Raw genomic sequence first — 18866 nt, forward strand, 5'->3', positions numbered from 1 at the left:
AACAATTTCAGGGAGTGCTCGAACCGAGTGTACGCACACACATATCTGATAAGTATTGTTGAATCCTTTCCTCGAATCTCGATGGCTACTCTTTACTCGTCCATTAATAAATAACAACAATGGATATATGGGTGCTTTTGATCCCTGTTCTATATGATGAAATATAATACGGATCAGCGTGTCCAAGTTAGCCATGGCAATCGGTAACCCCCTGATCGTCTTTGTGATCGGGTTGATCGCAGTCATCGCATTACTCGTCTGGCTGAAACTACCAGCGTTTCTCGGACTCGTTATCGCATCGTTGATCGTCGGTGCTGCAACGGCGGCGGTGCCGCTCAGTGAGGTCCCCACCGAAATCGCCGGCGGGTTCGGCGAGACGATGACCAGCGTCGGTATTCCCATCCTGATGGCCGCACTCATCGGCAAGGGAATGATGGAAAGCGGCGCTGCAGAGCGCATCGTTCGGTCGTTCCAGTCGGTAACCGGCGAAGAACGGTCCTACCTCGCGCTCTGGGGGAGCAGCAGCGCGCTCTCGATTCCGGTGTTTTTCGACAACGTCTTCTACCTGATGGCACCGCTCGCTCGCTCCATGCGAGCCCGCACCGGCCGCGACTACGCGCTCTTTCTCTGTGTCGTCGGTGCAGGCGCATCGACGACGCACGTATTCGTCCCGCCGACGCCCGGCCCGCTCGCGATTGCGCTCGAACTCGGCGTCGATCTCGGCACCACGATGATCGCCGGCGTTCTGGTCGCCATTCCGACGACCGTCGTCGCCGGCATCCTCTACGGGCGGTGGATCAACGACCGCCTCGACGACATCCCGCTCCGCGAGACGATGGGGTCAAACGCCCGCGAAGTCGAGGAACTGGCGGAACTCCCCGATAGCGAACTGCCGGGACTGTTCGAGGCAACGCTCCCGATCCTGCTCGCCGTCGTCCTCGTTGCACTCAGTACGACCGCCAATTACCTCCTCGAGATGGCCTCGACAGGCGTTAGCGCATCCCTGGGACCGCTGGGAACGCTCAACTTTGCCATGTTTGAAGGCCCGCTGGAGACGATCCAACCGGCGACGGCCTTCCTCGGCGATCCGAACTTCGCGCTCACCGCGGCCGCCCTCGCAGCAGCGCTTACGTACCTGCGCGTTCGCCAACTCGACCGCGATATCTGGACCGATGAACTCGTCGAAGCGCTCAAAAGCGGTGCGCACATCGCCGCCATCACCTCCGCCGGCGGCGCGTTCGGCGGCCTCCTCGCGACGTCCGGCATCGGCGACTACATCACTGACCTCGTCTCCGTCGGCGGTGGCGGCGGCGTCATGGTACTCGTCTCGGCGTGGGCCATCGCCGCCGCTATTCGCATCGCGCAGGGCTCTGCGACCGTCGCGATGATTACGACCGCGGGCATCATGGCCCCGCAGGTGCCGGAACTGACGGTGCACCCAGTCTACCTGGCGCTAATCATCGGCGCCGGTGGAAACATCTGCTCGTGGTTCAACGACAGCGGATTCTGGCTGGTCAAAGAAATCGGCGGCCTCACGCAGACCGAGACGCTCAAAATCTGGACGGCGCTGACGACCATCGTTTCGGTGACGGCGTTCGTCATGATCGTCTCCGTCGCGTCGGTCCTCCCGCTGGCCTGATCGTCACAGCGACCAACAATCAGCGATCAGCGAGCAGCGACCGGCGATCACTAACGCGAACTTTCCTTGCGAGTTCAACGGATCAGTTCGACGAGCAGCGTTCGAAGCCGAGTCGATCGTCTGACGCCGGTCCTGAGAACTGCAATCCGTGGCTCGCAGTTCGAACTTCGAACGGGACACGGGGCGAGGAGAACAGCGAGAACGAGAGAACGAGAGAACGAGGAAACGAGGAAACGAGGAGAACGAGATTACCCTTCCATGCCGCCGAACGAGAGCCCGCTCTCGACGTAGCTCTGGGCGAAGAAGTAGATCAACGCCACCGGCATCGCAAACAACATCGCAAACGCCGAGAACTGCGTCCACGGCGTATCGTACTGCCCGGCCGTCGCGAGCGCGTAGAGTTCAACCGAGAGGGTGTAGTTTTCGGGACGAAGCAGCGTCCGGGCGACGATGAACTCGTTCCAGCCCGCGAGGAACGTAAAGACCAGTACGACGGCGATACCGGGTTTCGAGAGCGGCAAGATCACTTCGCGGATGACCTGCCAGCGGCCCGCGCCGTCGATCACGGCGGCCTCCTCGTAGGAGACCGGAATGTTGTCCATGAAGGTTTTGAGCAGCCAGGTGTTGAACGGAACCGCACCCGCGGCGTAGAACAACCCGAGCACGAGCAGGTTGTTGCTCAGCCCGACACTGTTGAACAGCACGTACAGCGCGATGAGCGTCGCAATCGATAACCCGGCACCGACCTGCGTGAACAGTACGTAGCCGTAGAGGATCTTCTTCCGGCCCCTGAACTCGTGGCGCGAGAGCGCGTACGCGCCGGGGATGACGACCGACATGGAGACGGAGACGGTGACGAAGACGACGACCAGGCTGTTGCGGAGGGCATCCACGAACGGGGATTCGAAGAGCACCCAGCGGTAGGCGTCGAGATTGTACGTCGTCGGATCGGCGAAGAGACCGTCAGTGCTCATCAGCCCCGTCCCCGACGAGAGCGAAGCCGCGAAGATCCAGTACAGCGGGAACATGAGCACGGCGAGAACGGCGAGTGCGCTTCCGGTCCCGAGTACCGTCTTGGCGAGGTCGAGAACGCTCCGGTTCCCCGCTCGAACTCGTCGGACGGTTAATCGAACGGTGTGGATGACCCGCAGCGGCCTGGCTGCCTTTTTGCGGGTCCACAATGCGACGGTGCTGATGACGCTGCCGAGGACGGCGATAATCGCGTTCATGCACCGTTCACCCCCGCAGCAAGATCGCCTTTTCTGACGGCGAGCCACATGAACAGTCCGATGAACGCGATTGCGGTGACCATGATCGCGGATGCGAAGGCGTACTGGTTGAGTTCGATCGCCTCCCGATAGCCGTAGACGATGAGCAGTTCGTTCTGTCGCGAGGGGCCGCCGCCGTTGAAGATCCACGGAATGAGAAACTGCTGGAAGGATGTCGCGGCGGTCAGGATCGATGCGAACATGACCGGGCGCTTCACTGCCGGTACGGTAACGTGGACGAACCGGTACAGGTAGCCCGCGCCGTCGACCTTGGCCGCGTCGTGCAGTTCCATCGGGACATCCTGCAGCGCGCTGACGATGATGATCACCATGAACGGATACGCGAGCCAGACCTCCGTCATCACGTACGCCAGGAACGCACTCCAGCGCCCACTCAGCCAACTTATCGGAAGATCCACGAGGAGTAGCTCCGGTGCAGAGACCGCAGCGAAGAAGACGGCCTGATCGAAGAGGCCGACGACGCTGGTGATGATGTCGTTATAGGACGCGAGTAGCTCGTTAAACGGTCCGAATCGAGCGCCGCTGAACAGTCCGCGCCAGACCGTGACGATAAAGATCGCGGGCAGTCCCATCGGGATGATGACGACGGCTCGCATGTAGCGTTTCCCGATGACGCGTGCGTGCGTGAGCAACATTGCGAGGCCCAGTCCGAGGACGATCTTGATCGCGAGACTCACGGCGAGGAACAGCCAGGTGACCGTCAGCGAGGTCCAGAACTGTGCATCGGTGACGAGTTCGATGTAGTTTTCGAGCCCGACGATGGTGGCGTCGCCCCCGATGACGGTGCCCGCGTGTGTCGCGTCGGTCAGCGAGAGATAGACCAGGAACGCGATGGGGAACAGCATGAACGAGAGGAACAACACGACGCCGGGGGCAGCGAGCAAGAGACCGAACAGGTTGTCGTTGCGCGCGTCGAAGGGGAGCCGTCGCTGGCTCACCGCGGACACACGTTCGAGGAATGAGGTGGACATATCTGAGTATCGGACGTGGGTGTTAGTCCCAACGGCTGCGGATCTCGGCGGCTGCCGATTCCATGGCTTCGGCAGCGTCTGCGTCGCCGTTGAACACCCGTTCGAGTGCGTCTTCGAGCGGCGTAAAGACGAGATCCATCCGCGGATCGGCCGGCATCAACGTGCCCGTCTCGACGGTTTCCAGGAACGTTTCGACGTCCTCGCCGAGGTCGTCGCTATCGGCGTACTCCTGATGAACCGGGATCAACCCGTGCCGATTCGCGTTGGTGGTGATCACGTTCTCGGTGGTCGCGTACCACTCCGCCCAATCCATCGTCGTCTCGGTCGCCGCTTCGTCCGCATCGCCGAGTGCGGACGTGAAGTACCACACCTGAATCCCGGTGTACGGCGTCGGCGAGCCGCCGTCGATATCGGGCAACGGGGCGAGCGTCGCGTCGATCCCGGCATCCCGGAAACCGCTGACCTGCCATGGCCCGTTGATCGCGAACGGGGCGGTCCCGTCGTTGAACGGCGTCATCTGACTCTCGTACGACGGGTCCCCCGGCACGTACTCCCAGAGATTGTCCCGAAGTAGTTCGAGACCCTCGATGAACTCGTCGTCCTCGATACCGAGTTCACCGCTGTCCGTGTGGAACGTTCGGCCGCCGAAGGCGTGCAGGAACGCGCTGACGAAGTACGGATCTATCGGCGGGTACGAAAGTCCGAACTGATTGCTGGACGGATCGTGATGCTCCTCCATGATGTCGACCATCTCCGAAAGCGTCTCCGGCGGCTCCTCGACCAGTTCCGGATTGTACATCAGCGTCACCGTTTCGGCCGCGTACGGCACGCCGTAGGTGCCACCCTCCCACTGGACTGCGTCCGCGGCGTCGGCCGTGAACTCGCTCCCGAGATCGAGGTTGAGGCTCCCACCGGCGTCGTGGAGGAACTCCTGGTCGTGCAAGCGCCCGAGCCAGTCGTGGGCCCACGCGAACGTCTCGGGACCGTCGCCGGCCGGAATCGCCGTGTTGAGTTGCTCTTCCATGTCCGCGATGTTCTCCGCTCCGAGTTCGTCCTCTCGCCCCTCGTTGAACGCGTCGAGGTGTTCCTCGAGCGTTTCCTCTTCGCCGTTTTCGAACTCGTTCCAGAGCGTCGTTCCCTGGTCGTCGGTACCGAGACAACCGGCGACCGACAGCGTTGCAGCCCCGCCGATCCCCGCGATAACCCGCCTGCGTTGCATTGGCATGGTGGAAACAGTGATGAATTATGTCTTCATATATTTAATTGTTGGGATCGATCATCCAGTAGCACGATATCCGATTCAGTGGAGCAAGATTCGGTGACCGGTCCGTGAGTTCACGCAACGGGCGTTATCTCAGGCGGTTCGATCTAAAAGGTCACCCTCCAGCAAATATGATGTAATTATTCTTCTCGAATTTCGATTTTTGGGAAAAGAATTTATACCCTCTTGCCGAACCACCAGGGAAATGGCACGTGTCAGGGTCGAATCGCTCCGGAAGGAATACGACGTGGGGACGGTCGTCGCCGTCGACGACCTGACGCTCGACATCGAAGACGGCGAGTTCGTTACCGTCGTCGGCCCCTCCGGCTGCGGGAAGACGACGACGCTCCGAATGCTAGCCGGGCTCGAGGAGCCGACGGCCGGTCGAATCGAAATCGGCGACGAGGACGTCACCGACGTCCACGCCAAAAACCGGGACGTCGCGATGGTGTTCCAGAACTACGCGCTGTACCCGCACAAGACGGTCTTCGAAAACATGGCTTTCGGGCTGCGCATGAGCACCGATCTCGGCGCGGACGAACGCGAACGACGCGTCGTCGAAACCGCCGAGATGATGGACATCGAATCGCTGCTCGAGGACAAACCCGACGAACTCTCGGGCGGCCAGAAACAACGCGTTGCACTCGGCCGCGCGATCGTCAGAGAACCCGATCTGTTCCTGTTCGACGAACCGCTCAGCAACCTCGATGCGAAACTCCGGACGAGTATGCGCGCGGAGATCCAGCGGCTCCAGGACGAACTCGGGATTACGGCGGTTTATGTCACCCACGACCAGCACGAGGCGATGACCATGGGTGATCGGATCGTCATCCTCAACGACGGCGAACTGCAACAGCAAGGGGCCCCAACGGCAGTCTACGAAAACCCCACGAACCGCTTCGTCGGCGGCTTCATCGGCTCGCCGTCGATGAACTTCATCGAAGTCACCGCCGAACGGATCGGTAACGGCGTTCGCCTTCGCGGTCCAGACAGGTCCGACGAGACGGTCACGTTCGACCTCTCGAGCGAGTACGCCACCGCCAACACTGCCGTTCTCGAGCGGTCCCAGTTCACCCTCGGTATCCGCCCCGAGAACGTCGAAATAGCCGGTGAGAACGCCCAGAACCCAATCCGGGCCGGTGTCGATGTCGTCGAGCCGGTCGGCTCCGACAACTTCCTCCACTTAGACGTTGCACCCGAGTTCATCGCCAGAGTCGCCTCCGATGTCGAACTCGCGGCGGGTGACGAGATCGCGATTACGTTCGACGAGTCCGATCTCCACCTGTTCGACGCAGAATCCGGACGAGATGTATTCGAACAGGCTCGCGAGGGCGACCGCGAGCACCAGTCCCGAGCGACGCCGTCGTAAATTCCTCTCAACGGTTTTCGAGCGGTCAGCTGTCTTCTTGAGAGCGGTAGCAGCGTCGTTGAACGAGCGACTGCGAACTGAAACGAGTTTCTGAGTTCAGTCTTGCAGCGGCGCGTGATCGACGCCGCCCATCAATTCTGACTCGTCGGCCGCGAGTTCAGCCGCGGTTGCGAGGCGCAACGCGTGGGGCCACCCGAGCGGGGTTGCGCTGTCGGGGGTGCCATCGTCGAAGAACTGTTCGGGGAGATAGCCGGTTGCCGCTCGAAGCGGGCCGCCGGGCGCGACGAGTTCGAGCAGTTCGCGTGCGCGCTCGTCGAATCCGGCGGCCGCGTCGTGATCGTGTGCGGCCAGCAGTGAACTGAGCGTTGCGGCCGCGTGGGCCGCCCAGGCGGTCGTCACCGTCCAGATTTTAGGGGCCGACTGGTCGGTGGTGCGCCACGGGTCGTCTTCGATCCGGGCAAGCCCTTCGATCGGCCCGTCCGGATCTCGATAGAGGCCGTCGATAGTCGTCTCGAGGTGTGTCACCAGTCGATCGAGCCGGTCGGCGGCGACGCCCGTTCCCGCCTCCGGCCCAGCGCCGAGCGCGTTGAACTCGCGGTGGGCCGACGCCAGCGCGACGGTGCTGCCGTCGAGTCGGGCGTCGAGTTCGCCGTCGTCGAGGCGGAGCGCGTACCGTTCTTGGTCGGGAATCCATAGGTCGTCAAGAGCCGTGTAGACCGTTCGGGCGCGTGCCAGCGCGCGGTCGCGGTGCTGGTCCGCGATCGGCGCTCGTGCGATCGTGGCGTAGGCTTCGAGATAGGTTGCGGCGGTGTGGGTGAACCGGCCGGTCATGTTCTCCCAGGCGTTCTGAACTCGGGTAGGGAGCCCGTCGGCTCCGAGCGCGGCGTCGAGGCCGTCGAGTGCGGCGACGAGGGACTGCCGAGCCTGCGTGTCGTCGCTATCGACGACGCGAAGGTAGGTCGCGAGGTAGGCGGCGACGCTTGCGGTCTGGTCGGCCTGATAGTCAGTCGATTCGTCGGTCTCTTCGATGCGACCGTGTGCCCAGCCGGGGGCGAGGCGGCCGTTGTGTGGCCAGACGCGGTGTGGCCAGGTGCCGTCGTCGAGTTGCGTCTGCGCGTAAAAGTGTGCGCTCTTGCGGTGCCAGTCCTCGAGCCCGAGTTCAGCCCGACGGTCGGCGGCGAGCAGAAAGGTCGCGATTTCGGCGTCGTCTCTGAACCAGGTGTAGCCGTAGCCGCCCGAGTAACGAAAGAAGGGATCGAACTCGGGGCCGGCGATTCGCGGGCCGTTCGGGGCTCGAAGCAGACGGAGTGCCCGGAGATCGACGACCGGATCCGTCAGTTCCAGGCCTGGAGCCGCCTCATCGGACGCCGTCGCGAGAACACCGGCGAAGGCCTCTGCCGCCTGCGTTCGGCCGGCGTCGAGAACCGCCCTGCGAGTGGCGTGCGCGTTCGCACCATCGCGGACGCGATCGAGGGAGTCTGTGCGCGAGCCGTCGTCCGAGTCAGTGAGAAGCGTCGCGACGGTGGTCGATGGCGTTGCGCCCGTGAGTTCGATCTCGGCGAGCGTGATCGGGCTGAGGCGGTCCTCCTCGTAGCGGCCGGCGTCGTCGGTCCGGGGGAGGGGTGTCGGACTGGTCTCGAGCAGTTCGGTGAAACACGCGGGGACCTGCCCAGAAATCGCGAGGTCGGTCGAGGCAGCGAGGTAGTCGCGTTCGCGGTCGTGGTGGATTTCGACGGCGTTGTCGTGTCGGAGTTGACCGACGCGGCTGGCCCGGTCTTCCGGTGCGAACGCGAGGCAGGCGTGGAGTGTGGCGTCGATGGTGCCGTCGGTTGTGTTACCAGTATTGTCGGCGTCGGTTCCACCGGTGGGCTCGTCGGCACCGGCGAGCGAGAAGTGAGTGAGATGGAGTCGGCCGACGGTGATGTCGTACTGGGTGAGTGATCGACCGTCGAGATCGTGTCTCGTCTCGACGATCGCCGTCTCATCTACGTAGCGCTGAGTGGCGGTCGTATCGCTATCGAGCCAGGAAACGGTGTCGTCGAGTTCGATGCCAAATCGGGACCGGTCGATTCCGACGAGTCCGGAGAGCGGATAGGAGTAATCCCTGAGCGAGCCATCCGGCGCGACGTGGACGAGCCTATCATCGAAACCCGAGAAACGGCCCGTCGTCGACCGACGCTCGCCGGGAAAGAGACGACTTTCTCCCTGCGAACGTTTGACATCGTTCAGGGCGCTGTGGAGTTTCATCGTGTCCCGGCGTACGCGCCCCGTTGGTTAAAGTTTGTTGTAAAATGTATTCCTATTTTCGAGGAGCCGGCCGTGTGCGCGTCGCGGGACTCGCGACGACGGCGTGACCGCGAATCTTTTTGCCGCCCCACCGCAATCCGTGACGTACTGAATACTCATGGATACTGACGGGCTCGCCGACCTCCTCGACCGGTTCGGTCTCTCTGAGAAGGAGATCGACACGTATCTCGCGGTTCTCGACCGCGGCGCGTCGAAAGCGAGTACGATCGCCGACGCCGCCGATGTCTCGAAGCGCTACGTCTACAGCATCAGCGAAGAACTCGAGGATCGCGGGTTCGTCGAGGTCGACGATCACGCCGTGCCGACCGTAATCCGGCCCGTCGATCCCGAGACAGTCGTCGACCGACTCACGAAAAGCGTCGAGGAGATCGAACCCGAACTGCGCGAACGCTACACCGCGACCGAGCGCTCCGGCGAACAGTTCGAGGTCATCAAGTCGCGCCAGACGGTCATCAAGCGACTCGAAGAGCTGCTCGCCCGCGCCGAAACCGAAGTAACGCTCTCGCTCCCGATCGACGTGCTCCCCCAGATCCGCTCGACGCTCGAAGCGACCGTCGACCGCGGCGTCCTCGTTCTCCTGCTACTGGGTGCAACCGGCGACGACGAACAGGACATCGCTTCCCTCGCGGGCGCTGCGAGTACGGTTCGGACGTGGGACGCTCTCGTCCCGACGATGCTCACGGTCGACCGACAGCACGGGCTGCTCGCGCCGAGCCAACTGCTGACGAGTTCGACGAGCGATACGCGCGCCATCACGCTCTCGCAAGAACAGCTCGTCCCGGTGCTCGCGGGGTCGTTCCTGGCGAACTACTGGCCGACCGCCGATGAACGATACGTGACGACGCCCCGGGACCTTCCGCAGACCTACGACGGGTTCCGCAACGCGGTCTTCCAGATCGCGCTGCATCGGGCGACGGAGACGAACCTCGAAGCGACGGTGACTGGCGCACCGGTCGCCGACGAGGACGACGCGCTCCCGTCGACCCTCTCGGGAGAGATCGTCGACGTTCGACAGAGCCTCGTCCGCCCGGTGACCTCGTCGCTGCCGATCGAGAACTCGTTCACGATCGACGTCGACGGCGCGCAGTACGTCGTCGGCGGCACCGGCGCGTTCCTCGAAGACTTCGAGGCGGACTCGGTGACGCTCCGGCCGCTCGCCGACGCGAGTCACTGAAGAATAGCCGCCGTCGGTCTCAACGATAGAGTCACCTGTGAGTGACTTCCTCCCACCCTACTCGCTCACGGCTGACGCCGTTCGCTCCTTGAGAGTGGGGCTTCCTGTTTCCACGACGCGCTTTGCAGGAACCGAAGTGGTTTCCGTAGGGAGCGCAGTCTCCGCAGGCGTTCGAAAATCACAGTGCGATTTTCGCAGTCCATCAGAACCGAACGGTTCTGAGGACGTTGATTCGGGACAGCCCGTCCCTACTTGCTTCAGACCGCGTACCAAGATGTTGTAGGCCGCGTTCCAGTCCCTGTCCGCCGTGAACCCGCACGAGGGACAGGAGTGCTCGCGAACCCACAGTGGTTTGTCCGTCTCGACGCCACAGGCCGCACACTCTTTGGTCGTTCCGGCCGGATCGACGGCCACGAAGTGCGTGCCTTCGCGTTCGCACTTGTACTCGAGCATTCGGAGGAACGTTCCCCACGCCGCTCCGGCACGGTTGCGGCTGTTCGACGGGAGTTCCATCAGACCCTTCACATCGAGGTCTTCGACCGCAACGAGGTCGTACTCTCGAGCGTAGTGGTTCGAGAGCTTGTGCAAGAAGTCCCTGCGCTTTCGCTTCAGATCGGCGTGACGTTTGGCGACGACACGCTGTTGCTTGCGGTAGTTCGCTGATCCGTGATCTTTGTGCGAGAGTTTGCGTTGCTCGCGTTCCAACCGCTCGCGTTCGTCGGACAGGTCGGGACGTTCGACAGCCGTACCGTCGGTGTCATGTGCGTACTTCAGGATACCCACGTCGATCCCGACACAGTCCTCGAGTTTCTTGGGCTTCGGTGGCGCGTCGCCCTCGGTTTCGATTCCAAGGACGGCGAACCACTCGCCGGTCGGTTCCTGCTTGACGACGACCTCTTTGATCGTGGCGTCGTCCTCAGAAATCGAAGATTTCTGATGGGCTGCACAAGAGCTGTCGCTCTTGTGAACGTCGGGAACGTCGCGGTGGTAGACCATCGGAATATCGCCGATTTTGGAAAGAGAAAGCACAGTACGGCCACTCGTGTTGTTGAGTTCGAAGCCGGTTTGACTGTACGTGAGCGAGCGATATTCCTTCGGAGCCTTCCACTTGAGTTCGCCGACGCGGTAGCCGTTGTCCTTCCGGCCCTTCAGTGTTGAGCGGTTGTCGTACAGCCGCTGTACGACTTTCTGCAGCACTTTCGAGTGGACTTGGTTGAGGTCGGTCCACCAGTTCTTGAGGTCGGGAAGGACTGACTGCTCGGAGTATGCCGAGGTTCCGTTCTCTCGGTTGAGTCGGTGCAGAAAGTGGTTGTAGACCTGTCTGCAGGTATCGACAGTCCACGCTAACTGTTCGTGGAGTTCGTCGGTCGGGTTGAGCCGATACCTGTAGTTGTAGCGCATGGTCTACTCGTCTTCGTCGGACGGATCGGTGACGCGGACGACCTTGACGGTGGCACCTCGCCACCGCTTGGGAACGAGCACGTGAGCGCCGTTGCCGGTTGGTTTGACTTCGGCTTCGTGGACTTCGTGTCCTTCGACCTCGTATCGATCCATCACTAATGTTTAGACTACGTAGAAACATAAAGCTACTGATAACGGTGGTCTGCGGGCCTGCTGTAGAACAGTGCAAGAAACACGAGCGGCGTTGACGAGATGCTCCGTGTCTCGTTCGCACACCAGAAATCGAAGATTTCTGGGGACGCTGTATCCCCTCCCTGCTCGCGCCTTCGGGCGTCGTCAGAAATCGTTGATTTCTGACTGCCAATCAGAACGTGTCGCGTTCTGATGACGCTCGCTGAGGAAGGGGCAGTAGCGCCTCGATTTAGGTAAATTTCTTTGCGCCCCCGGGAGAACGCGGAGACGATGCCTTCGAACCACGCCGACCCATGCGAGAGGAACTATCCGTCACGCACACGTGGAGGAAACCGATGACCGACACGCGAACCATCCTAGACCGAATCGTCGACAGCGGCGTCATCGCCGTCGTTCGCGGCGTCGACGAGGAGCAAGTCGTTCCCGTCTCGCGCGCGCTCTATGAGGCCGGCGTCGAGGCCCTCGAAATCACGGCTGATGGCACCCGCGCCGCCGAGATGATCGCCGCCGTCGACCGCGAACTCGCGGACACCGACGCGATACTCGGTGCCGGAACCGTCCTCGACGCCGCGACGGCCCAGTCCGTGATCGACGCGGGCGCGACGTTCGTCGTCTCGCCTTCCACCAGTCCCGAGGTCGTTCGCACCTGCAACCGCCACGGCGTCCTCTCCGCACCGGGCGTCATGACGCCCACCGAGGCCGTCACCGCGATGGAGGCCGGCGCAGACGTGCTCAAGATGTTCCCCGCCTCGACGGTCGGTCCCGGACACATCAGCGCGCTCAGCGGCCCGCTCGGCGACGTCGACATCATTCCGACCGGCGGCGTCTCGGCGGACAACGTCGACGAGTTCTTCGACGCCGGCGCGGTTGCGGTCGGCGCAGGCGGAGCGATTCTCGACGCGGACGCCATCGACCGCGGCGATATGGATCAGGTTCGAGCGACCGCCGAATCGTTCGTCGCCGCCGTCGAGGACGCCCGCGGCAACTGACAGTCTCACTTCCTGCCGTTCTGAACTCGTTTTCCTCCCTTCGAGTCACCCGTTTCGTCTCCCGTTCGCGTTCCGACTCGATGATAACCCGTCGACTAGCCACCTCCCTGGACTGTCGTTATCCCACCTGTTCCCCAATTCGTTACTGATGGTCTAGAACCACCATTCAAAAATCGCTGCTGCCCGGCAGGTAGTGCCGATCTATGACGAAAAACCACCGCATTCCGAACGCACCGACCGTCTCGAACACCAGTTACGGATCGTGAGAGTCACGATATACAGAATATACTGCCAAACGTAGTGTGGGCAGCAACCGAACTCGGATCGAGTTCGGCCGAACGAGCGCCTCACAGCCCGTTACTCGCCGTCGCTGGGAAACGATTGAAGCGAACTCGGTCGGCCATTACTATAAAATAGATTATAAGTACTACCGACGGCCGACCCGTATTCAGAGATTTACTACTAGAGAGGTAAATTTTTATTTCGGCGGTTCTCAGATCCGGGTATGAAAGCGATCGCTGTCGAACCGGGTGCTGGGGAGCCTTCGCTCGTCGAGCGGCCCCGTCCCGAACCCGAACCGGGAGAAGCGCTCGTGCGCACGCTTCGCGTCGGGATCGACGGGACCGACCACGAAGTAATCGCGGGCCATCACGGAAACCTGCCCGCGGGCGCTGACCGACTCGTCCTCGGCCACGAGGCCGTCGGCGTCGTCGAAGAGCCAAACGGCACCGACCTTGACGCCGGCGAGTTCGTCGTGCCGACCGTCCGTCGCCCGCCGGGTCGCTCCAATGAGTTCTTCGAGCGAGGCGAGCCGGATATGGCACCCGAGGACGAGTACTTCGAGCGCGGGATCGTGGGTGCACACGGGTTCATGGCGGAATACGTCACTAGCCCCGCCGAGTATCTCGTTTCGATCCCGCCTGAACTCGCCGAACTCGGCTTTCTCGTCGAACCGATCAGCATCACCGAAAAGGCCATCGAGCACGCCGTCGCGACGCGCTCCGCGTTCGACTGGACCCCCGAGACGGCGCTCGTCCTCGGTAACGGCCCGCTCGGGCTGCTCACGCTCGCGATGTTCGAATCGGTCCTCGACATCGACCGCACCTACTGTCTCGGTCGGCGGGATCGCTCCCATCCGACCGTCGAACTCGTCGAGGATCTCGGCGCGACCTACGTCGACTCCCGCGAGACGCCGGTTTCGGAAATTCCGGACGCCCACGAAGCCGTCGATCTAGTCTACGAGGCGACCGGCCACGCCAAACACGCCTTCGAGACGGTCGACGCGCTCGCACCCAACGGGGTCGGCGTCCTGCTCGGCGTCCCCGAACCCTGGGAGTTCGAGGTCGACGGCGGTCGCCTCCACCGCGAACTCGTCTTGCACAACAAGGCACTCCTCGGCACCGTCAACTCCCACCGCGGCCACTTCGAGGCCGCCATCGACACGCTCTCGCAACTTCCCGAGTGGTTCACCGACGAACTCGTGACGGGCGTCTACGATCTCGGCGAGTACACGGAAGCATTCAAAAACGGCGACGATGTCGTCAAAACTGCGGTCGAGTTCGACGCGCCGGCGGGCGGCTTCTGAGTGAGACTCGTGAACCCACCACGGATTCAAAACAATTACTACCATAGGTGTAAGTGGGGTTTCTATGGGAATCGATTACTCGCAGCTTCACGACCCGAACGCCGAGTACACGATGCGCGAACTCTCGGCGGAGACGATGGGCGTCACCCGAGAACGCGGGGGTGGCCGCGATGTGGAGATCACGGACATCCAGACGACGATGATCGACGGCAACTTCCCGTGGACGCTCGTGCGAATCTACACGGACGCGGGGACCGTCGGCACCGGCGAGGCGTACTGGGGGGCGGGCGTTCCAGAGCTGATCGAGCGCATGACGCCGTTCCTGCAGGGCGAGAACCCGCTTGACATTGATCGACTCACGGAACACCTCGTCCAGAAGATGTCCGGCGAGGGCTCGATCGGCGGCGTCACCGTGACCGCAATCGCGGGAATCGAAGTTGCACTCCACGACCTCGCGGGGAAAATCCTCGACGTGCCGGCCTACCAGTTGCTCGGCGGCAAGTACCGCGACGAGGTCCGCGTCTACTGCGACTGTCACACTGAGGAAGAGGCCGACCCCGACGCCTGCGCCGACGAAGCCGAGCGCGTCGTCGAAGAACTCGGCTACGACGCCCTGAAGTTCGACCTCGACGTCCCTTCGGGCCACGAAAAGGACCGCGCGAACCGCCACCTTCGCGAACCCGAGATCGAACACAAGGCCTCGATCGTCGAAGCCGTCACCGAACGCGTCGGCGACCGTGCCGACGTGGCTTTCGACTGTCACTGGACGTTCTCCGGCGGCTCCGCCAAGCGTCTCGCGGAACGCCTCGAAGCGTACGACGTCTGGTGGCTCGAAGACCCCGTCCCGCCGGAGAACCACGACGTCCAGCGGGAGGTCACGCAGGGGACCACGACGCCGATCACCGTCGGCGAAAACGTCTACCGCAAACACGGCCAGCGCCGCCTGCTCGAAGAGCAGGCCGTCGACATCATCGCCCCCGACATGCCCAAGGTCGGTGGCATGCGCGAAACGCAGAAGATCGCCGACCTCGCCGACCTCTACTACGTGCCCGTTGCGATGCACAATGTTTCCTCGCCCGTCGCGACGATGGCGAGCGCCCACGTCGGCGCGGCGATTCCGAACTCGCTCGCCGTCGAGTACCACTCCTACGAACTCGACTGGTGGGCGGATCTGGTCGAAGAAGACATCATCGAGGACGGCTACATCGAAATCCCCGAGAAACCGGGACTCGGCGTCACGCTCGATATGGACGCCGTCGAGGAGCACATGATCGACGGCGACGAACTCTTCGACGAGGCCTGAGACGGTCCGCTGTAGCGATTGCCCGCCATCACCCCGACGGGTGCGCTGGAACTGACCGTCCGCAGTTCGGATGAGGCACGCGCCACCGTCTGATTCTCCGTTTCCGCGCCCGTGCTGGGGCGTGTTTTATAGCGTTCGTCGGGGTGGGGACCCCCACGACGATGCAACGACAACGAGAGCGAGCGCTTGCGCGACGGCAGTTCCTTCGAACACAGGCCGGCCTGGTCGGCACAGCTGCCCTGATCGGCGGCGGGACCACGACTGTACTGGCACAGGACTCCGAGAACGAATCCGGGTCCGAAACCGGATCCGACTCCGGAACCGAATCCGAGAGTCCGTACACCGAAATCTACGACGAGAGCATCGACGATGTCGTCCTCGTCGTTGTTGGGGGCACCGGCGACGGTACCGGGACCGAAAACCAGCAGGGCGGACTCGGCTCCGGATTCGTCGTCGACGACCACGTCATCACCAACGCCCACGTCGTCGGCGAGGCGAGCGATGTCGAACTCCAGTTTCGCGACGAGCAATGGCGAACCGGCTCGGTCGTCGGCGCCGATCCGCACAGCGACATCGCCGTTATCGAGGTCGACGACTTTCCCGACATCGTCAACGGACTCTCCTTTGCCGACGACGACCCCGTCATCGGCCAGGAGGTGCTCGCCCTCGGCAACCCGCTCGGACTTGACGCCTCCGTCTCACAGGGACTCGTCAGCGGGATCGACCGCTCGCTTCCGAGCCCGACCGGCTTCGCCATCCCCGCCGCGATCCAGACCGACGCGCCGGTCAACCCCGGCAACAGCGGCGGCCCGCTCGTCACTCTCGACGGCGACGTGCTCGGCATCGTCTTCGCCGGCGCCAGCCAGACGATCGGCTTCGCTATCTCCGCCCTGCTCGCGGAACGAGTCGTCCCGCAACTTATCGACACCGGGACGTACGAACACGCCTACATGGGCGTCGGCGTCCTCCCGGTCGGGCCACAGATCGCCGAGGCGAACGACCTCGACGAACCGCGCGGCGTACTCGTCGCGGAAACCGTCCCCGATTCTCCCGCCGACGGCGTCCTCGAACCGGTCTCCGAGGAGACGACCGTCGACGGAACGCCCGTCCCCGTCGGCGGCGACGTAATCGTCGCCATCGAAGGCGAACCGATCCCGAACGAGGACCGCCTTTCGACCGTTCTGGCGCTCGACACCTCCCCCGAAGACACGATCGAAATCGAGATCATCCGCGACGGAGACCACCAGACGGTCGATCTCACCCTCGAAGAGCGACCCGAACAAGAGACGCCGACCCAAACGCCGCCCGAACCGCCCTGAGCAGCCGATTGCCGAGACACGGCAGTTGCAAGCGCGCAATTGTCGGCGTCGGATCTGGTGTGACCGATCACCCGACCCATGACCGACATCGGCTACAAACTCATCTGCGAGGAACACGGCCCCAACGAACTCGTCGACTACGCCACCCTCGCCGAACAGTCCGCCTTCGAGTTCGCGATGATCTCGGATCACTTCCATCCGTGGACATCGATCCAGGGCGAGAGTCCGTTCGCCTGGAACGTGATCGGCGCGATCGCACAGGCGACGACCGATCTCCGACTCGGCACCGCGATCACGTGCCCGATCATCCGCTACCATCCGGCGATCATCGCCCAGGCGGCCGCAACGGCCGGCGTCCAGCTTCCCGGCCGGTTCTTCCTCGGCGTCGGCACCGGCGAGCAACTGAGCGAACACATCCTCGGCGACCGGTGGCCGGAACACGAGATCCGACTCGAGATGCTTCGCGAGGCCGTCGACATCATCCGCACCCTCTGGGAAGGGACCACCACGAGCTATCACGGCGACTACTACACCGTCGAGAACGCTCGCATCTACACGCTCCCGGATGACCTCCCGCCGATCCACGTCGCCGCCGACGGCCCGAAAACCGCACAAGCCGCCGGCGACATCGGCGACGGTCTCGTCGCCGTCCGTCCCGACGACACCCTCGTCGACTCCTTCGAGACAGACGAAAACGAGACCGCGGACGCACCCCGCTACGCTGAACTCGACATCTGCTACGCCGAAGACGAACAGGAAGCGATCGAGACGGCTCACGAAATCTGGCCGCAAGCGGCACTGCCGGGGAAACTGATGTGGGAACTCGCGACGCCCGCTCACTTCGAGCAGGCGACTGAAGCGGTTACGGCGGACGAAATCGCGGAGCGAGTCGTCTGCGGGCCGGATCCCGAAGCGCACATCTCGGCGATCCAGGAGTACGTCGACGCCGGCTTCGACCACGTCACGATCCACCAGATCGGGCCGAACCAGGCCGAGTTCGTCGAGTTCTACGAGAACGAAGTGATACCGGCGATCGAATAGGTAGCGTGCGTTAGCCGGTTGTCTCCGCTTGGTCGTCTTCCTCGTTCTCCGCTTCCTCGCTCGTTTCTTCGAGTTCATCGTCGGCAGCCCCGCCGCGGTCGTCGCGCCGTGGGGCGCTCTGCGAGCCGACTTCGGTGCTCCCGTCGTCGGCTTCGTCGGGATCGCGGTCGATCCGTTCGAGTTCGTCTTCGATCTCCGCCTCGCGTTCGGATTCGTACTCGTCCGCGCGGTCGGTATCGTCTTCTGCCATGTGTCTGGCTTCGTTGCCGAACGGTTTGGACGACAGGCCGTCGAGTGCAACGTGGGACACGAAAGACAAATAAAAGACCCCGCGCTGTGAATAGACAAATATGGACGTTCCCTACGACCTCACCTCGTACGTTCGGGTATTGAAAATGGCGACGACACCCACCAGTCAGGAGTTCTTCCAGGTGTCGAAAATCGCCGGTGCAGGAATCCTCCTGGTCGGATTGCTCGGATTCATCATTGGAGGGATCATGCTTCTGTTACCGGGCGGTGGTCTCTGATGGGCATCTTCGCTGTCAAAACGACGGCGAGTCAGGAACGCACCGTCGCGGACATGATCATCAACCGCGAGGAACCCGAGATTCACGCCGCACTCGCGCCGGACTCGCTTACCTCCTACGTGATGGTCGAGGCCGACGGTGACGCCGTCCTGAGCCGCGTCCTTGAGGACATCCCACACGCCCGCAACATCGTCCCGGGCGAGTCGGATATCTCCGAAGTCGAGCATTTCCTCTCGCCGAAGCCGGACGTCGAAGGGATCGCCGAGGGCGACATCGTCGAACTCATCGCCGGCCCGTTCAAGGGCGAGAAGGCCCAGGTCCAGCGCATCGACGAGGGCAAAGATCAGGTGACGGTCGAACTCTACGAGGCGACGGTTCCGATTCCGGTGACGGTCCGCGGGGACCAGATTCGCGTGCTGGACAGCGACGAGCGCTAAGACGACCACCGTCCGGCGCATCTCGTCTCGAATTGCGAATACCTACCAGCACCGCTTTTTCT

General features: G+C 62.8%; 17 protein-coding genes. 10 read left to right on the forward strand and 7 right to left on the reverse strand.

What is annotated here, in order from left to right; translation table 11 throughout:
- Positions 1-193: 193 nt before the first annotated feature.
- On the forward strand, positions 194-1639 hold the full coding sequence (locus tag SM755_RS18395; protein WP_323173923.1) for an SLC13 family permease: 1446 nt from the start codon (positions 194-196) through the stop codon (positions 1637-1639).
- Between the two features lie 248 nt (positions 1640-1887).
- Here SM755_RS18395 and SM755_RS18400 read toward each other — a convergent pair whose 3' ends face one another.
- From SM755_RS18400 to SM755_RS18410, 3 genes are read right to left on the reverse strand one after another with little or no spacing between them, the layout of a single operon-like run.
- Complete coding sequence (locus SM755_RS18400; protein WP_323173924.1) at positions 1888-2868, reverse strand: ABC transporter permease subunit; 981 nt, start codon at positions 2866-2868, stop codon at positions 1888-1890.
- Positions 2865-3899: a sugar ABC transporter permease gene (locus SM755_RS18405; protein WP_323173925.1), complete on the reverse strand. Its 1035-nt coding sequence runs from the start codon at positions 3897-3899 to the stop codon at positions 2865-2867. Before SM755_RS18405 ends, SM755_RS18400 begins: the two co-directional genes overlap by 4 nt.
- Before the next feature lie 22 nt (positions 3900-3921).
- Positions 3922-5118 (reverse strand): extracellular solute-binding protein, encoded by a 1197-nt coding sequence (locus SM755_RS18410; protein ID WP_323173926.1) that lies wholly within the window; start codon positions 5116-5118, stop codon positions 3922-3924.
- 247 nt (positions 5119-5365) lie between these two features.
- Between SM755_RS18410 and SM755_RS18415 the strand changes: the two genes are divergently transcribed.
- Positions 5366-6529 (forward strand): ABC transporter ATP-binding protein, encoded by a 1164-nt coding sequence (locus tag SM755_RS18415; RefSeq protein ID WP_323173927.1) that lies wholly within the window; start codon positions 5366-5368, stop codon positions 6527-6529.
- A 96-nt stretch (positions 6530-6625) separates the two neighbouring features.
- On the opposite strand, the gene SM755_RS18420 is transcribed toward SM755_RS18415, so the two are convergent.
- Positions 6626-8776 (reverse strand): glucan 1,4-alpha-glucosidase, encoded by a 2151-nt coding sequence (locus SM755_RS18420; protein WP_323173928.1) that lies wholly within the window; start codon positions 8774-8776, stop codon positions 6626-6628.
- A 157-nt stretch (positions 8777-8933) separates the two neighbouring features.
- On the opposite strand from SM755_RS18420, the gene SM755_RS18425 reads away from it, so the two are divergent.
- Positions 8934-10010, forward strand: a complete 1077-nt coding sequence (locus SM755_RS18425; protein ID WP_006666495.1) for a TrmB family transcriptional regulator sugar-binding domain-containing protein — start codon at positions 8934-8936, stop codon at positions 10008-10010.
- Between the two features lie 57 nt (positions 10011-10067).
- On the opposite strand, the gene SM755_RS18430 is transcribed toward SM755_RS18425, so the two are convergent.
- On the reverse strand, positions 10068-11411 hold the full coding sequence (locus SM755_RS18430; RefSeq protein WP_323173929.1) for a transposase: 1344 nt from the start codon (positions 11409-11411) through the stop codon (positions 10068-10070).
- Positions 11412-11414: 3 nt separating this feature from the next.
- A complete protein-coding gene (locus SM755_RS18435; protein ID WP_006666493.1) occupies positions 11415-11564 on the reverse strand; it encodes a DUF2080 family transposase-associated protein in 150 nt (49 codons plus the stop codon).
- Positions 11565-11938: 374 nt separating this feature from the next.
- Here SM755_RS18435 and SM755_RS18440 point away from each other — a divergent pair, with 374 nt between their 5' ends.
- The 5 genes from SM755_RS18440 to SM755_RS18460 all read left to right on the forward strand — a co-directional run bounded on the left by SM755_RS18440 (position 11939) and on the right by SM755_RS18460 (position 17840).
- Positions 11939-12592 (forward strand): bifunctional 4-hydroxy-2-oxoglutarate aldolase/2-dehydro-3-deoxy-phosphogluconate aldolase, encoded by a 654-nt coding sequence (locus tag SM755_RS18440; protein ID WP_323173930.1) that lies wholly within the window; start codon positions 11939-11941, stop codon positions 12590-12592.
- 505 nt (positions 12593-13097) lie between these two features.
- Positions 13098-14177 carry a glucose 1-dehydrogenase gene (locus SM755_RS18445; RefSeq protein ID WP_323173931.1) on the forward strand — a complete coding sequence of 360 codons (1080 nt, stop codon included), beginning with the start codon at positions 13098-13100 and terminating at the stop codon, positions 14175-14177.
- 64 nt (positions 14178-14241) lie between these two features.
- Complete coding sequence (locus tag SM755_RS18450; RefSeq protein WP_323173932.1) at positions 14242-15480, forward strand: mandelate racemase/muconate lactonizing enzyme family protein; 1239 nt, start codon at positions 14242-14244, stop codon at positions 15478-15480.
- 161 nt (positions 15481-15641) lie between these two features.
- Positions 15642-16799 carry a trypsin-like peptidase domain-containing protein gene (locus tag SM755_RS18455; RefSeq protein ID WP_323173933.1) on the forward strand — a complete coding sequence of 386 codons (1158 nt, stop codon included), beginning with the start codon at positions 15642-15644 and terminating at the stop codon, positions 16797-16799.
- Between the two features lie 78 nt (positions 16800-16877).
- A complete protein-coding gene (locus SM755_RS18460) occupies positions 16878-17840 on the forward strand; it encodes a TIGR03557 family F420-dependent LLM class oxidoreductase (RefSeq protein WP_323173934.1) in 963 nt (320 codons plus the stop codon).
- 10 nt (positions 17841-17850) lie between these two features.
- On the opposite strand, the gene SM755_RS18465 is transcribed toward SM755_RS18460, so the two are convergent.
- Positions 17851-18090, reverse strand: a complete 240-nt coding sequence (locus SM755_RS18465; protein ID WP_323173935.1) for a hypothetical protein — start codon at positions 18088-18090, stop codon at positions 17851-17853.
- 100 nt (positions 18091-18190) lie between these two features.
- Here SM755_RS18465 and SM755_RS18470 point away from each other — a divergent pair, with 100 nt between their 5' ends.
- Positions 18191-18367, forward strand: a complete 177-nt coding sequence (locus SM755_RS18470) for a protein translocase SEC61 complex subunit gamma (protein WP_006108780.1) — start codon at positions 18191-18193, stop codon at positions 18365-18367.
- Positions 18367-18804, forward strand: coding sequence for a transcription elongation factor Spt5 (locus tag SM755_RS18475; RefSeq protein ID WP_006666486.1), 438 nt, complete (start codon positions 18367-18369; stop codon positions 18802-18804). The genes SM755_RS18470 and SM755_RS18475 overlap by 1 nt, the downstream gene beginning before the upstream one ends.
- The last annotated feature ends 62 nt before the right edge of the window (positions 18805-18866 follow it).

Source organism: Natrialba sp. PRR66 (assembly GCF_034808065.1).
GTDB classification, from domain to species: Archaea; Halobacteriota; Halobacteria; order Halobacteriales; family Natrialbaceae; genus Natrialba; species Natrialba aegyptia.